This window comes from Bradyrhizobium cosmicum, assembly GCF_032290525.1.
Lineage (GTDB): Bacteria > Pseudomonadota > Alphaproteobacteria > Rhizobiales > Xanthobacteraceae > Bradyrhizobium > Bradyrhizobium cosmicum_A.
The window spans coordinates 55,588-70,382 of sequence record NZ_JASXTA010000010.1; the positions used below are offsets into that span (position 1 = coordinate 55,588).

Here is a 14,795-nt window from a genome sequence, read left to right on the forward strand (position 1 = left end):
TTCCGAATGAACAGTTAAGTCCGGGTTGTTTGCACCGCCCGAATTCCGGCGATCGCGTTAGGGATCTGGAAGAAGCTCGAATTCCAGACAATCTGAGTCATCGTTTACTAAGAAACGCGATGTAATGGTGCCGCCTATTGTGGGATCGGCCCGTCGTGCCCATCGTACCCGGCAACCGGCCCGATCTTTGATAGACATATGGGAATTTGCCGATGCAGTCTTTTGATACCGACGTGCGCAATCGCATCATCAAGCTGGTGAAGGGCATTCTCGAGCAGAACTCGCTCACTGCCGACGTCGCGCCGTCGACAAAGCTCGTCGACGCCGGCCTGACCTCGATGGACATGGTCAATCTGATGCTCGGCGTCGAGGCCGAGTTCGATTTCACGATTCCCCAATCCGAGATCACGCCGGAGAATTTCCAGTCGGTCGAGACGCTGGAGCGCATGATCGCCACCCAGCTGCAGCTGGCGGCCGCGGCTTAGCTCGGCGCCCGTATCTTCTCGCCGGCAGGCTCCCAAGCCCCGTTCCAAAACCGCCGCAAAACTGGCATAGCTTAACCATGTCGCAGGTAGCGGACAGGTGGAGCAGGCATGACGCAGGCGGTATTGGGCATCATCGGCGGCTCCGGCATCTACGATCTGCCGGGACTGGAGAATGCTCGCGAAGAGGTGATCCAGAGTTCCTGGGGCGAGCCGTCGGCACCGCTGCGGCGCGGCTCCATCGCCGGTCTGCCGATCGTGTTCCTGCCGCGGCACGACAAGGGCCACCGGCTGTCGCCCTCCGACATCAACTATCGCGCCAACATCGACGTGCTGAAGCGGGCCGGCGTCACCGACCTGATCTCGCTGTCGGCCTGTGGCTCCTTCAAGGAGGAATTGCCGCCAGGCACCTTCGTTCTCGTCGACCAATTCGTTGATCGCACTTACAAGCGCGAGGGCTCGTTCTTCGGCAGGGGCTGCGTCGCGCATGTGTCGATGGCGCATCCGGTCTCACCGCGCCTGCGAATTCACCTTGCCGCGGCCGCTGAAGCCGAGGGCATCGCGTTCGCGCGCGGCGGCACCTATGTCTGCATGGAAGGGCCGCAATTCTCCACCTATGCGGAGAGCATGACCTACAAGACCCTGGGTTACTCCGTGATCGGTATGACCAACATGCCTGAGGCGAAGCTCGCCCGCGAGGCCGAGATCTGCTACGCCACCGTCGCGATGGTGACGGATTTCGACTGCTGGCATCCCGATCATGACGCGGTGACCGTGCAGGACATCATCCGCGTGCTGACGACCAACGCCGACAGGGCCAAGGCGCTGGTGGCGCGGCTGGCGAAGGATTTTCCGCGCGAGCACGAGCCGTGCCCGATCGGCTCCGATCGGGCGCTCGACACCGCGCTGATCACGGCGCCCGAGGCGCGTGATCCCGAGCTGTTGAAGAAGCTCGATGCGGTGGCTGGGCGCATCCTGCGTGGTTGAGACGAAAGGCAGAATGCCATGAAGGTCGACGGCAAGTATTTTCGCAGCATCTGGCGCGAGCGCGACGGCTGGTCCGTCGGCGCGATCGACCAGCGCCGGCTGCCGCACGAATTCGTCGTCGCGAAGCTGACCTCGTGCGAAGATGCAGCGGTTGCGATCCGCGACATGCTGGTGCGCGGGGCGCCGCTGATCGGCGCCACAGCGGCCTACGGCATGGCGCTCGCGATGCGCGAGGATTCTTCCGATGCCGGCCTGAAGCGTGCCTACGAGACACTGGTCGTGGCGCGGCCGACAGCGATCAACCTGAAATGGGCCCTCGACGAGATGCGCGCGACTCTCGCGCCGGTCGATCCGGTTGAACGGGCCGATGCGGCGTACGCGCGGGCCGACGAGATCGTCGAGCAGGACGTCGAGATCAACCGCGGCATCGCGGACAACGGCCTGAAGCTGATCGAGGCGATCGTCGCAAAGAAGAAGCCGGGCGAGACGGTCAATTTGCTCACCCATTGCAACGCCGGCTGGCTCGCCACCGTCGACTGGGGAACCGCAACGGCGCCGATCTACCTCGCGCATGAGCGTGGCATCAAGATCCACGTCTGGGTCGACGAGACCCGGCCGCGCAACCAGGGCGCCTCGCTCACCGCCTGGGAGCTCGGCCATCACGGCGTGCCGCACACCGTGATCCCCGACAACACCGGCGGACATCTGATGCAGCACGGCATGGTCGATCTCGCCATCGTCGGCACTGACCGCGTCGCGGCCAATGGCGACGTCTGCAACAAGATCGGCACCTATCTGAAGGCACTCGCCGCCCACGATAACGGCGTGCCGTTCTACGTCGCGTTGCCGTCGCCGACGATCGATTTCGCGGTCCACGACGGCATCCGCGACATCCCGATCGAGCAGCGCAGCGGTACGGAAGTTACCGACATGACTGGCCGCACGGCGGACGGAAGGCTGGAAACGGTGCGCATCGTGCCGGAGGGCTCGCCGGTCGCGAATTACGCGTTCGACGTGACCCCGGCGCGACTCGTCACCGGCCTCATCACCGAGCGCGGTGTGCTGAAGCCGGATCGTGCATCGCTGGCTGCGGCCTTTCCCGAACGGATCGCCTTGGTAGAGTAGGCTTACTCTCGTAGGGTGGACAAAGGCGCATCGCGCCGTGCCCACAATCTTCATTCCGCGCCAAGCGCGCTTTGATGGGCACGCTTCGCTTTGCCCACCCTACGACTTAATTCAGCTTCAATCCCGTCGCCGCCTCGAGCTCTGCAATCGCCTGCGCGCCGCTGGTGACCTTGATCGTGGTCATGCCCATCTCGCGCGCGGGTTTTAGATTGACGCCGAGATCATCGAGATAGACGCAAGCCTTCGGATCGACCTGCAGCGTCTCGACCATCAGCTTGTAGATGCGCGGATCGGGCTTGCGCAGGCCGATCTTGGCGGATTCGATGACGTGGTCGAATAGCACCATCACCTCGGCGACGTAAAGTGAGCGCCCGGTCATGCTGCCGATCGCGTTGGCCGGCAGATTGTTCGTGATGCAGCCGGTCTTGAATTGCGCCTTGATGCGCTTCAGCGCTTCGACCATCTCGGGGCGCAAGTCGCCCTGAAGCAGCGGCAGCACCTCGCGCCCGCGCACCTCCGCGCCGAGCGCGAGTGATTCCTCGGCGAACAGCCTGTCGAACGCCTCGATGTCGACCTCGGCGCGTTCGAACTTTGCCCAGGCGTTTTCCAGATGGTTGGCAGCGTTGGTGCGCCGGATGATGTCGACGGGCAGGCCGCGCTCCGTCTCGTATCGCGCGAACGCCTCGAACGGCGAGCTCGTCAGCACGCCGCCAAAATCAAAGATCACAGCCTCGATCGTCAAGATCCCGTCCCCGTCAATTCCTTTCCAAGAGGGCTAGCATGCGCTATCGGCAAGGGCCAGTCCGAAGCAGTCCGACCGTCACTGATGCTGACGCCAAAGCGTGTTCCCATGAAGAAGCTTGCAACCCTCATCATAGCCGCGCTGTTGCTCGCGTCGCCCTCGCACGCGATTGTCGGCGGCGGCACACCGCAGGCCGATGGTGTCGCGCGGGCGATCGTCACCATCGTCGGGTCACGCGGCAATTTTTGCACCGGCAGCCTGATCGCACCGAAGCTGGTGCTCACCGTCGCCCATTGCGTACAGCCTGGTGCGGACTACAAGATCGTCGATCGCGGGACCGACGGTCAGCCGCAACTGCTGAACGTGCGCACGGTCGCGATTCATCCGAACTTCAACATGCAGGCCATGCAGGCGCATCGCGCCACCGCCGACGTGGCGCTGCTGCAACTCGATATTCCACTCAAGGGAAAATCGACGGTGCCTGTCGGCATGCCGCAAATTCCAATCCAGGTCGGCAGCCGCTTCGTCGTCGCCGGCATTGGCGTCACGGTGCGCGGTGACGGCAAGAGCGGCGGCACGATTCGCGTTGCCGGCCTCGTTGCCACAGGGCAGCCCGGCACGCTTCAAATTCGCCTGGTCGATCCCGTAACCAACGGTGTTCGCGACGGAATTGGCGCCTGCACCGGCGATTCCGGCGGTCCCGTGTTCGAGGACAGGCCGAACGGCCCGCTGCTGGTCGGCGTCATCAGCTGGTCGACGGGGCCGAACGGCGCCGCCGGTTGCGGCGGGCTGACCGGCGTCACGCCGCTCACGCTCTATCGCGACTGGATCTTGCAGACCGCGCGGATCTGGGGTGCGGCGCTGTGATTTGACCGCGAGTTGATCTATGTCATCTTGTAACGAAGGCGCGACGGGTGACCATGCCCGTCGCGGAGGAAACGCGCCGTCCGGTCAAGGACGGTCACAAAAACAAGCAAGGCATAGAAGCAACAATGAATGTCGCTGTTCGCAGTCACGCCACGGCCAAACAGGCTTCTGAACATTTCGACGTGTTGATCGTCGGTGCCGGCATCTCCGGCATCGGCAGCGCCTATCACGTGACAAAGCAGCTTCCGGGCGCGAGCTTCGTGATCCTTGAAATGCAGGCGACGTTCGGCGGCACCTGGACCACGCATCGCTATCCCGGCATACGCTCGGACAGCGACCTGCACACCTTCGGCTACAGCTTCAAGCCCTGGGTCGGACCGCCGATCGCGACGGCCGAGGAAATCCTCGCCTACATGAACGAGGTGATCGCCGAAAACGATCTCGCCAGGCACATCCGCTACAAGCACAGGATCAATTCCGCGAGCTGGTCCAGCGAGAAAAATCTCTGGACCATCGAGGCGGTCGTGACCGATACCGGTGAAGCAAAAACCTTCACAGCCAACTTCCTCTGGATGTGCCAGGGCTATTATCGCCATTCGGAAGGCTACACGCCCGAGTGGAAAGGCACCGATCGCTTCAAGGGCCGCCTTGTCCATCCGCAGACCTGGCCAGACGACATCGATCTCGCGGGCAAGAAGGTCGTCGTGATCGGCTCGGGCGCGACGGCGGCGACCCTCGTGCCGAACATCGCGGACCAATGCGCGCATGTCACCATGCTGCAGCGGTCGCCGACCTATTTCCGCCTCGGCCGCAACGCCATCGAGATTGCCGAGGAGCTGCGCAGGCTCCAGGTCGACGAGGCCTGGATTCACGAGATCGTCCGCCGCAAGATCCTGTTCGAGCAGGATGCGTTCACAAAGCTCTGCCTCTCCAAGCCTGAGCAGGTAAAGAAGGAGCTGATCGGCCAGATCAGCGCAGTCCTTGGTCCCGATTATGATGTCGAGACGCATTTCACGCCGAGCTATCGCCCCTGGCGGCAGCGCATCGCCTTCGTGCCGGACGCCGATCTGTTCAAGGGTATCGCCAGTGGCAAGGCGTCCGTCGTCACCGACGAGATCGAGTGCTTCGTCGAGAACGGTATCCAGCTCAAATCCGGCAAGCTGCTGGACGCCGATATCATCGTCACCGCGACCGGTTTCAATCTCGCAGCGCTCGGCGACATCGCCTTCGAGATCGACGGCAAGCCGCTCGCCTTCGGCGACACCGTCACCTATCGCGGCATGATGTTCACGGGCGTGCCCAACATGATCTGGGTGTTCGGCTATTTCCGCGCCAGTTGGACCTTGCGCGTCGATCTCGTCGCCGACTTCGTCTGCCGGCTGCTCGGTCACATGAAAACCAAGGGAAAGAAAAAGGTCGAGGTCAAGCTGCGCGCCGAAGACCACAACATGCCGATCCTGCCCTGGATCGATCCGGAAAACTTCAACCCCGGCTACATGATGCGCAACATGGACCTGCTGCCCAAGCGCGGCGACAAGCCGGAATGGCAGCATAGCCAGGATTACTGGACCGAGAAGGACGATATCCCGAAGACGGATCTGGATGACAAGGCGTTCGTGTATGGGTGAGGGGCTGTTCGAGTAAGGGGCGGTAGAGGACGCCGCCCACTCCGCCGTCGTCCCGGGGCGCGAAGCGAACCCGGGACCCATACTCCCAGGCAGTAGTTGCCGGGCGAACCGGCAACTCCGAGGCCTCGCCGAACGTCTCCCCGTCACTATGGATCCCGGATCTGCGCTCCGCTTCGCTGCGCTTGTCCGGGATGACAGCATTTGTTGGATGGATGGTGTCTCAACTCGTTCGCAAAAACTACGAATTCCGCCGCGTCGCATTGGCTGCGATCGCCGCAGCCGCAGTCCGGTTCTCGACCCCGAGCTTGGAGTAGATCTGCTCCAGATGCTTGTCGACCGTGCGCGGGCTCAAGCCCAAAATCTGCGCGATGTCGCGGTTGGTCTTGCCCTTGCTGAGCCAGGCCAGCACCTCGCCTTCGCGGGTGGTGAGGCCGAGTTCGCTGGTGAATTCGGGCGGCAGGGTGGTGCCGGATTCCCTGGAGAGCCGCAGCAGGAATTCGTTCGGCGCGGTTTCGCCCATGTAGTAGAATCGGAGCTGCGGATTGTCGGGCAAGGAGGCGGCCTGAGACTTTGAGCTGCCCTTGCCCTTGGCTTGCTCCAGCCATTGCAGCAGCGGCGGCGGCAGGACGAAGTCGTCGCCGGCCTGCGCGCCATGGTGATCGGCCAACAGTTTCTGCGCCTGCGGCGTTGCCCAGAGCAAATGACCCTGCCGGTTGACCGCGAACAGGAAGCGGCCGGAAACGTCGAGCGCGGCGCGGGCGCTCTGCGTCAGCCGGGCATTGCCGAGATGGACGCGGATGCGTGCCAGCATCTCCTCGATCACGATCGGCTTGGTCACGTAGTCGACGCCGCCGGCGTCCAGCCCGCGCACGATGTGCTCGGTCTCCGCAAGGCCCGTCATGAAGATCACGGGTACATTGGCAAGGCCCGCATCGCGCTTCAGGCGCCGGCAGGTCTCGAAGCCATCAATGCCGGGCATCACCGCATCCAGCAGCACGATGTCGGGCGTGATCTGGTCGACGATGCGCATTGCGCTCGCGCCATCGAGCGCCACCATCACCGTCATTCCGGCGCCGTCGAGCGCGTCGGTGAGCAGCCGCAGCGTCTCCGGAGAGTCGTCGACCACCAGCGCGACGTCGCGCTTTTTCGGCTCAGTGCTCATACGCATGCAATGTTTTCAATGTGGCCATGTACCGGTCGAGGTCGAAGCGATCGACCAGCGATCGCATCTGCGCGACGAAATCGGCATGCTCGGGGTACTCGCTGCCGATCTCGTCCAGCTTCAACTGAATGCCCTTGACGTAGCCGATCTGGCCGAGCCCGATCAGCGCTTCGATGTGCCGCGCCGGCGGCCGCGAACCACTCTCCGGCCGCCACAGGGGCACGATGATCTCGTCCGAGCCGTATTGCCATTCGATCTTGAGCAACTGTCGGATGGTTTCCAGCAGCCGCGGAATGTCGATCGGCTTCATCAGGTAGCCGTCGTGGAAAGGCTGCGCCAGCGGCGTGCCGTGGGCTTCGAGCGCGCTGGCCGAGACCATCAGGATGCGCGCCTGATGATGGCCGTTCGCGCGCAGCGTCTCCGCCACCGTCCAGCCGTCCATGCCCGGCATGGAAATGTCGAGCAGGAACAGATCGGGCCGGCAGTGCTGCGCCAGCGCCAGGCAGCCCGGCCCGTCGGGAGCGCTGAGCAGGATGAAGCCGAGCGGCGTCAGCACTTCGCGCAAGAGGTCGCGATGAACAGGATCGTCGTCGGTGACGAGAATGGTCTTGCGAGCGCCGTGATAGCCGGAGACCGGGGCCTCCACTGGCGCGATGCGCCTAGGGTTGGTGACCTCCGACAGCAGCATCTTCACCTTGAATGTGCTGCCGCGGCCAACCGTGCTGGCGACCTTGATATCGCCGCCCATCACGCCGGCCAGCAGCCGGCTGATCGTAAGCCCCAGCCCCGTGCCGGTCTGTGGCTGCGAGACTCCGAGCGCGCCGCGTTCGAACGGCGCGAAGATCCGCTCGAGATCGTCGCCCTGGATGCCGGGACCGGTGTCGGTCACCTCGAACTCGGCGACGGGGCTGCGATAGTGCACGACGAACTGCACGCTGCCGGTCTGGGTGAACTTGATCGCGTTGGAGAGCAGATTGATCAGCACCTAGCGCAGCCGCTTCTCGTCGGCATAGACCACGAGCGGCAAATGGGGCGGCCGCCTGAAGACGAAGTCGATCCCCTTGGCGACGGCCTGAAGGCGGAACATGCCGACGAGCTGGTCGAGGAACTCGGTCAGGCGCACCTCGTCGCGCGACAGATACAGCCGTCCGGCCTCGATCTTGGAGATGTCCAGAATGCCGTCGATCAGGCCAGAGAGGTGATCGGCGCTGCGGCGGACGACGCGGACCTGGTCTTTCGGCTTGGTCTGCAGCGAGGCGTCCTGCTCGAGGAGTTGGGCATAGCCGCTGATCGCATTCAGCGGCGAGCGCAGCTCGTGGCTGAGGCCCACGACATAGCGGCTCTTGGCGAGGTTGGCGGATTCGGCGACCTCCTTGGCGCGCTGGAGCTCGGCGTCGGTGCGCTTGTGCGCGTCGATTTCCTGGATCAGTAGCGTCGTCTGCCGTTTGGTTTCGGCCTCGGCCGCCCGGCGGCTCTGCTGGGCCAGCACGAACAGCCAGGCGACGACGCCGATGATGATGCTGAGCGAGAAGAACACCTTCCAGAGCACGTTGGAGACCAGCGTGTTCTCGCCATGCACGCTCGCCGAGGTCTGCAGGTAGATCAAGCCGAGCACCAGCGCAACGAGGCCGGCCGACACGACGAACACGCCGATGTAGTGCCCGAACTGCGAGTTGATCCGCTGATAGATCGGCTGCGGCAGGATCTTGCCAAGCGCATCGGCAAACTGCACCTGCGCCCGCGCATGCGGCTTGCAGAGGTCGTGGCAGCGCGCATCGAGGGAGCAGCACAGCGAGCAAATGGGACCGGCATAGGCGGGGCAGGACGTCATGTCTTCGGGTTCGAAGCTGTGCTCGCAGATGCAACACTGGATCGACTCGATGTTCGCCCAGCTTCGTTTCGGCTTGCGCGCGATGTAGAACTTTCCGCCGGTGAGCCATGCGATCACAGGTGCCGTGACGAAGGCGACCGTCAGCGCGACGAAGGCGGCGAGCGCTTTCATGGTCGGGCCGAACAGGCCGTAGAACGCCGCGATCGAGACGATGATCGCGAGCGTCATCGCGCCAACACCGACCGGATTGATGTCGTAGAGATGCGCGCGCTTGAACTCCATTTGCGGCGGACGCAGGCCGAGCGGCTTGTTGACGACGAGGTCGGACACCAGCGCGCCGACCCAGGCAATCGCGACGTTGGAATAGAGCGCCAGCGTCTGCTCGAGTGCCTTGTAGACGCCGATCTCCATCAAGAGCAGCGCCACCATCACGTTGAACACCAGCCAGACGACGCGCCCAGGATGGCTGTGCGTCAGGCGCGAGAAGAAATTCGACCAGGCGATCGAACCGGCATAGGCGTTGGTGACGTTGATCTTGAGCTGCGACAGGACCACGAAAACGCCGGTCAACGCCAGCGCGAGATCCGGCTCCGACAGCACGTATCGAAAGGCCACGAGATACATATGCGCGGGCTCGGCGGCCTCCTCGGGCGGCACGCCGTGGCTCAGCGCAAAGAAGGCAAGGAACGAGCCGGCCAGAAGTTTCAGTGCGCCGAGCACGATCCAGCCCGGTCCTGCGCTCATCAGCGCAATCCACCACGACGCCTTCGAAGTGCGGCGGTCGCGTGGCAAGAAGCGCAGGAAGTCGACCTGCTCGCCGATCTGCGCCACCAGGGAGAACACGACGGAGGACGCGACACCAAACAGCAGCAGATCAAAATGTCCGCCGAGGTCGCCATGTTCGCCGGCGAATTTGTGCCATTCCGTGAAGGAGTGCGGATTGGCCCATGCGATCGCGGCGAAAGGCAGGATGTGCAGGATGACCCAGAGCGGCTGCGTCCAGAGCTGGAAGCGGCTGATCAACGTGATGCCGTAGGTCACGAGCGGGATGATCGCGACCGCGCTGATGAGGTAGCCGATCGGACGCGGGATGCCCAAGCACATCTCCAGCGCGGTTGCCAGGATCACCGCCTCGACAGCGAAAAAGATGAAGGTGAAGGAGGCATAGATCAGCGACGTAATGGTCGAGCCGATGTAGCCGAAGCCGGCGCCGCGAGTGAGGAGATCAATGTCGATGCCGCATTTGGCTGCATAATAGGCAATCGGCACGCCGCAGCAGAAGATGATGGTCGAGACGACGAGAATCGCGGCAGCGGCGTTGGTGACGCCGTAATTGAGGGTGATGGTGCCGCCGATCGCCTCCAGCACCAGGAAGGAGATCGCGCCGATCGCGGTGTTGGCGACGCGGGCGGCGGACCAGCGGCGCGCGCTTTTGGCGGTGAAGCGCAGCGCGTAGTCTTCCAGCGTCTGGTTGGCGACCCATTGATTGTACTGGCGCCTGACGCGGTCTATTCGCTGCCGCCCTGCCACTCGAACCCCACTCCCGAAGCCGTCCGAAACCTCTCGTGAACTCGCAAATCCCGTACCAAAAGCCTACGTCGGTATTTTGCGGTGCAGTATACGCGATCTTGCGTATGCTTGCGCTGCACAAATTCGAGCCATCCTCACGGGCCAATCGCGTGTTCTCGAACAAAAAGTGGGGTGCTCATGTCAGACGAAGCAAACAAGGGCCTGCTGTCGCCGTTACGGCGCAGACTATTGATGGGCATGGCCGCCGTGCCTGTTATCACGATGATGCCGCGGGCATCTTTTGCGCAGACCCCGGCGACTTCAGCGGTCAACACCACGGGCCTTGCGGTCACCGACACCGAGGTGACCGTCGGCATTCTGCATTCGGCGACCGGCACCATGGCCATCTCCGAGACCGGCTCGATCGAGGCCGAAAAGCTTGCCATCGAGCAGATCAACGCCATGGGCGGCGTGCTCGGGCGCAAGATCAAGTTCATCCAGGAAGACGGCGCCAGCGATTGGCCGACATTTGCGGAAAAAGCCAAGAAGCTGCTCGTCAACGACAAGGTCGCGGCCATCATGGGCTGCTGGACCTCGGCCTCGCGCAAGGCGGTGCTGCCGGTCATGGAGCAGTACAACGGCATGCTCTATTACCCGACCTTCTACGAAGGCCTCGAGCAGTCCAAGAACGTGATCTACACCGGCCAGGAAGCGACCCAGCAGATTCTCGCCGGCCTGAACTGGATTGCCAAGGAGAAAGGCGCCAAGTCGTTCTTCTTCATCGGCTCCGACTACATCTGGCCGCGCACCTCGAACAAGATCGCGCGCAAGCACGTCGAGAATGTGCTGAAGGGCAAGGTCGTCGGCGAGGAGTACTATGCGCTCGGCTCGACCCAGTTCAACTCGGTCATCAACAAGATCAAGCTGACCAAGCCCGACGTGATCTTCACCGACGTCGTCGGCGGCTCCAACGTCGCGTTCTACAAGCAGCTCAAGGCCGCCGGCATCGACCTCTCGAAGCAGGCGCTGCTGACGATCTCGGTGACCGAAGACGAAATCGACGGCATCGGTGGTGAGAACATCGCGGGTGCCTATGCCTGCATGAAGTACTTCCAGTCGCTCGACAATCCGAACAACAAGACCTTCGTGCCGGCGTTCAAGAAGCTGTGGGGCGAAAAGACCGTCATCGGAGACGTCACCCAGGCTGCCTATCTCGGCCCGTGGCTGTGGAAATTGACGGTTGAGAAAGCCGGCTCCTTCGACGTCGACAAGATCGCGGCGGCCTCGCCGGGTGTCGAGTTCAAGGGTGCTCCGGAAGGCTATGTGCGTATCCACGAGAATCATCACCTCTGGTCGAAGACCCGGGTGGGACGCGCCAAGCTCGATGGCCAGTTCGAGCTGATCTTCGAGACCGCCGATCTCGTCGAGCCGGATCCGTTCCCCAAGGGCTACCAGTAAAACGCGCCCGGTAGGTCGCGAAATCAGTCGCGCCTTCTCTCCAGACCAAGCTGCTCCCTGGCGTGGATTGCAAGTCCACGCCCAAGCCCCCCGCGTCGCGAACCTGCTCGCGACGCGGGACCTCATCCCTGACGGAGGACATCGATGTTCGGCGACTATTCGCTTGGTGATCTCGGCTCGATCTTCGTCATGCAGGGCTTTGCGGGACTGATCCTGTTCTCGGTCTACGTGCTGATGGCGCTCGGACTTGCCATCATCTTCGGCCAGATGGGCGTCATCAACATGGCTCATGGCGAGTTCATGATTCTCGGGGCCTACGTCACCTGGATGACTTCGAATTTATTCCAGTCCTACTTGCCGAGCCTGTTCAGTGGCTACTTCTTCCTGGCGATGATCCTGGCCTTTGTCGCATCCGGTGCCTTGGGAATGCTGGTGGAATGGGTGCTGATCCGGCATCTCTACAAGCGCCCGCTCGATACGCTGCTCGCGACCTGGGGTCTCAGCCTGATGCTCCAGCAGGCCTATCGCTCCGTGTTCGGCGCGCGCGAGGTCGGCGTCGAGCTGCCGCAGTGGATGCTCGGCTCGCTGCACGTCACCGACAGCATCGAGGTGCCGATCAACGGCGTTTTCGTGATGTGCCTCACCGTGCTGATTACCCTCGGCGTCGCCTATGTGATGTACAAGTCGCGCTGGGGCCGTCAGGTTCGCGCCGTCGTGCAGAACCGCATCATGGCCGGCGCGGTCGGCATCAACACCGAGAAGGTCGATCGCTACACGTTCGGTCTCGGCTGCGGCATTGCCGGCGTCGCCGGAAGCGCCTTCACCATGATCGGCTCCACAGGGCCGACATCCGGCCAGCTCTACATCGTTGATACGTTTCTCGTCGTCGTATTCGGCGGCGCGGCCAGCCTGCTCGGCACCATCGCTTCCGCGTTCTCGATCTCGCAGACGCAATCGACGCTCGAATTCTTCACGTCGGGCTCGATGGCCAAGGTGCTCACGCTGCTCGCTGTCGTCGGCATCCTGATGCTGCGGCCGCAGGGCCTCTTTGCCCTCAAAGTCCGCAAATAACGGGAAGCAGGCAAGTCATGATCATCAACTCACGCTTCTTCAATCGCTCCGAACTCATGGGCTTCATTGCCCTGGCTGCAGTGCTGTTCGTGATCTTGCCGCTGACGCTGGATGTGTTCCGTCTCAATCTGGTCGCGAAATACCTGACCTATGCCTTTGTCGCGCTCGGCCTCGTGCTGTGCTGGGGCTATGGCGGCATCTTGAGTCTCGGGCAGGGTGTGTTCTTCGGCCTCGGCGGCTATTGCATGGCGATGTTCCTCAAGCTCGAAGCCTCCAGCGTCGAGAACACCAAGATCCAGTCGACGCCCGGCATCCCCGACTTCATGGACTGGAATCAGATCACCTCGCTGCCCCTGTTCTGGCAGCCATTTCACAGCCTCACCTTCACCATCCTCGCCATCATCCTGGTCCCAGGCCTCTTTGCCCTGATCATCGGCACCGCGATGTTCAAGCGCCGCGTCGGCGGCACCTATTTCGCGATCATCACCCAGGCGGTCGCCGCCATCCTGACCATCCTGATCGTCGGACAGCAGGGTTATACCGGCGGCATCAACGGCATGACCGATCTGCGCACGCTCAAGGGCTGGGACATCCGGCCCGATCACGCCAAGGTCATCCTGTACTTCGTCGAGGTGGTGCTGCTGTTCACCTGCATCGGCATTGCGCAGTTCATTCGCCTGACCAAGCTCGGACGCATCCTGGTCGCGATGCGCGAGCAGGAAGACCGCGTCCGCTTCTCCGGCTACAGCGTCGCCAATTTCAAGATCTTTGCCTTCTGCATGGCCGCGGTCTTCGCCGCGATCGGCGGTGCCATGTTCGCGCTCAATGTCGGTTTCATGTCGCCGTCCTTCGTCGGCATCGTGCCGTCGATCGAGATGGTGATCTACACCGCGGTCGGTGGGCGCATGTCGATCCTCGGCGCGATATGGGGTGCCATTCTGGTGAATTTCGCCAAGACCAGCCTGTCGGAATCCTTCCCGCAGCTCTGGCTGTTCGGCCTCGGCGCGTTGTTCATCGCGGTCGTTCTCGCCTTCCCGAACGGTCTGTCCGGGCTCTGGGCCGACTATGTGCAGCCGCACATCGACCGGCTGTTCGCCTCGCGCAAGTCGAAGCCCGGCTGGAAGGATAATTCGGTCGCCGACGGCGCACCGGCAGAGTGAGGGGACCATCATGCTCGTTGGACATCAGCCCAAGGACTTCCTGCTCGCGGTCTCCGGATTGACCGTCTCGTTCGACGGGTTCAAGGCGGTCAATGACCTCTCCTTCTACGTGGAGGAGAACGAGATCCGCGTCATCATCGGTCCCAACGGCGCCGGCAAGACCACGGTGCTCGACCTGATCTGCGGCAAGACAAAGGCGACATCGGGCTCGATTCAGTTTCGTGGCAAGGAGCTCACGAAAATGAGGGAGAATGAGATCGTGCAGACCGGCGTCGGGCGCAAATTCCAGACCCCATCGGTGTTCGAGGACCTCACCGTCTTCGAGAACCTCGAGATCTCGTTTCCGCGCGGGCGCACCGTGTTCGGCTCGCTGACGTTCCAGCGCGACCAGTTGGTGAAGGACCGGGTCGCGGAGGTCGCGGAGATGATCTTCCTCAAGGACAAGCTCAATACCTATGCCGACGAGCTCAGCCACGGCCAGAAGCAGTGGCTCGAGATCGGCATGCTGCTGATCCAGGATCCGGACCTCCTGATGCTCGACGAGCCCGTCGCCGGCATGAGCGTATCCGAGCGTGCCAAGACCGCCGAGCTGCTCAACCGCATCATCAAGAACCGGTCGGTGCTGGTGATCGAGCACGACATGAAGTTCGTCGAGGACATCGCGCACAAGGTCACCGTGCTTCACCAGGGCCAGATCCTCTCGGAGGGCACCATGGAGAAGGTGAAGAACGACCCCAAGGTCGTTGAAGTGTACCTCGGTCACTAAGGAGCCT

General features: G+C 62.8%; 11 protein-coding genes and 1 pseudogene. 9 read left to right on the forward strand and 3 right to left on the reverse strand.

What is annotated here, in order from left to right:
* Window positions 1–212 precede the first annotated feature (212 nt).
* From QSV46_RS19190 to mtnA, 3 genes are all read left to right on the forward strand, one after another.
* The gene (locus QSV46_RS19190) at window positions 213–485 is read left to right on the forward strand and encodes a phosphopantetheine-binding protein (protein WP_314954708.1); all 273 of its coding nucleotides are present in this window, start codon (window positions 213–215) and stop codon (window positions 483–485) included.
* A gap of 108 nt (window positions 486–593) precedes the next feature.
* Entirely contained in the window at window positions 594–1,469 is an 876-nt protein-coding gene (locus tag QSV46_RS19195) for an S-methyl-5'-thioadenosine phosphorylase (protein WP_314954711.1), read from the forward strand.
* Window positions 1,470–1,487: 18 nt separating this feature from the next.
* Window positions 1,488–2,594: an S-methyl-5-thioribose-1-phosphate isomerase gene (mtnA, locus tag QSV46_RS19200; RefSeq protein WP_314954714.1), complete on the forward strand. Its 1,107-nt coding sequence runs from the start codon at window positions 1,488–1,490 to the stop codon at window positions 2,592–2,594.
* A gap of 106 nt (window positions 2,595–2,700) precedes the next feature.
* Here the strand turns inward: mtnA and QSV46_RS19205 are convergent, their stop codons facing one another.
* On the reverse strand, window positions 2,701–3,336 hold the full coding sequence (locus tag QSV46_RS19205; protein WP_314954717.1) for an HAD-IA family hydrolase: 636 nt from the start codon (window positions 3,334–3,336) through the stop codon (window positions 2,701–2,703).
* 108 nt (window positions 3,337–3,444) lie between these two features.
* Between QSV46_RS19205 and QSV46_RS19210 the strand changes: the two genes are divergently transcribed.
* Both QSV46_RS19210 and QSV46_RS19215 read left to right on the forward strand, forming a co-directional pair.
* Complete coding sequence (locus QSV46_RS19210; protein ID WP_314954720.1) at window positions 3,445–4,203, forward strand: S1 family peptidase; 759 nt, start codon at window positions 3,445–3,447, stop codon at window positions 4,201–4,203.
* Window positions 4,204–4,328: 125 nt separating this feature from the next.
* Window positions 4,329–5,831, forward strand: a complete 1,503-nt coding sequence (locus QSV46_RS19215) for an NAD(P)/FAD-dependent oxidoreductase (RefSeq protein WP_314954723.1) — start codon at window positions 4,329–4,331, stop codon at window positions 5,829–5,831.
* 238 nt (window positions 5,832–6,069) lie between these two features.
* Here QSV46_RS19215 and QSV46_RS19220 read toward each other — a convergent pair whose 3' ends face one another.
* Entirely contained in the window at window positions 6,070–6,999 is a 930-nt protein-coding gene (locus tag QSV46_RS19220; protein ID WP_314954726.1) for a response regulator, read from the reverse strand.
* A pseudogene (locus QSV46_RS19225) lies at window positions 6,983–10,354 on the reverse strand (ATP-binding protein). The gene QSV46_RS19220 and the pseudogene QSV46_RS19225 overlap by 17 nt, the downstream one beginning before the upstream one ends.
* A 177-nt stretch (window positions 10,355–10,531) precedes the next feature.
* On the opposite strand from QSV46_RS19225, the gene urtA reads away from it, so the two are divergent.
* The 4 genes from urtA (at window position 10,532) to urtD (ending at window position 14,788) form a co-directional block, all read left to right on the forward strand.
* Window positions 10,532–11,791: an urea ABC transporter substrate-binding protein gene (gene urtA / locus QSV46_RS19230; RefSeq protein ID WP_314954730.1), complete on the forward strand. Its 1,260-nt coding sequence runs from the start codon at window positions 10,532–10,534 to the stop codon at window positions 11,789–11,791.
* A gap of 144 nt (window positions 11,792–11,935) precedes the next feature.
* A complete protein-coding gene (gene urtB, locus QSV46_RS19235; protein ID WP_314954733.1) occupies window positions 11,936–12,862 on the forward strand; it encodes an urea ABC transporter permease subunit UrtB in 927 nt (308 codons plus the stop codon).
* Window positions 12,863–12,879: 17 nt separating this feature from the next.
* A complete protein-coding gene (gene urtC, locus QSV46_RS19240; protein ID WP_314954734.1) occupies window positions 12,880–14,022 on the forward strand; it encodes an urea ABC transporter permease subunit UrtC in 1,143 nt (380 codons plus the stop codon).
* Between the two features lie 10 nt (window positions 14,023–14,032).
* The gene (urtD, locus tag QSV46_RS19245; protein WP_314954737.1) at window positions 14,033–14,788 is read left to right on the forward strand and encodes an urea ABC transporter ATP-binding protein UrtD; all 756 of its coding nucleotides are present in this window, start codon (window positions 14,033–14,035) and stop codon (window positions 14,786–14,788) included.
* The last annotated feature ends 7 nt before the right edge of the window (window positions 14,789–14,795 follow it).

What these genes read in the sequence shown, in the direction of transcription:
- QSV46_RS19190 (WP_314954708.1), top strand. Translation starts at nt 213, where the DNA reads ATGCAGTCTTTTGATACCGACGTGCGCAATCGCATCATCAAGCTGGTG.
- QSV46_RS19195 (WP_314954711.1), top strand. Translation starts at nt 594, where the DNA reads ATGACGCAGGCGGTATTGGGCATCATCGGCGGCTCCGGCATCTACGAT.
- mtnA (WP_314954714.1), top strand. Translation starts at nt 1,488, where the DNA reads ATGAAGGTCGACGGCAAGTATTTTCGCAGCATCTGGCGCGAGCGCGAC.
- QSV46_RS19210 (WP_314954720.1), top strand. Translation starts at nt 3,445, where the DNA reads ATGAAGAAGCTTGCAACCCTCATCATAGCCGCGCTGTTGCTCGCGTCG.
- QSV46_RS19215 (WP_314954723.1), top strand. Translation starts at nt 4,329, where the DNA reads ATGAATGTCGCTGTTCGCAGTCACGCCACGGCCAAACAGGCTTCTGAA.
- QSV46_RS19220 (WP_314954726.1), bottom strand. Translation starts at nt 6,999, where the DNA reads ATGCGTATGAGCACTGAGCCGAAAAAGCGCGACGTCGCGCTGGTGGTC.
- urtA (WP_314954730.1), top strand. Translation starts at nt 10,532, where the DNA reads ATGTCAGACGAAGCAAACAAGGGCCTGCTGTCGCCGTTACGGCGCAGA.
- urtB (WP_314954733.1), top strand. Translation starts at nt 11,936, where the DNA reads ATGTTCGGCGACTATTCGCTTGGTGATCTCGGCTCGATCTTCGTCATG.
- urtC (WP_314954734.1), top strand. Translation starts at nt 12,880, where the DNA reads ATGATCATCAACTCACGCTTCTTCAATCGCTCCGAACTCATGGGCTTC.
- urtD (WP_314954737.1), top strand. Translation starts at nt 14,033, where the DNA reads ATGCTCGTTGGACATCAGCCCAAGGACTTCCTGCTCGCGGTCTCCGGA.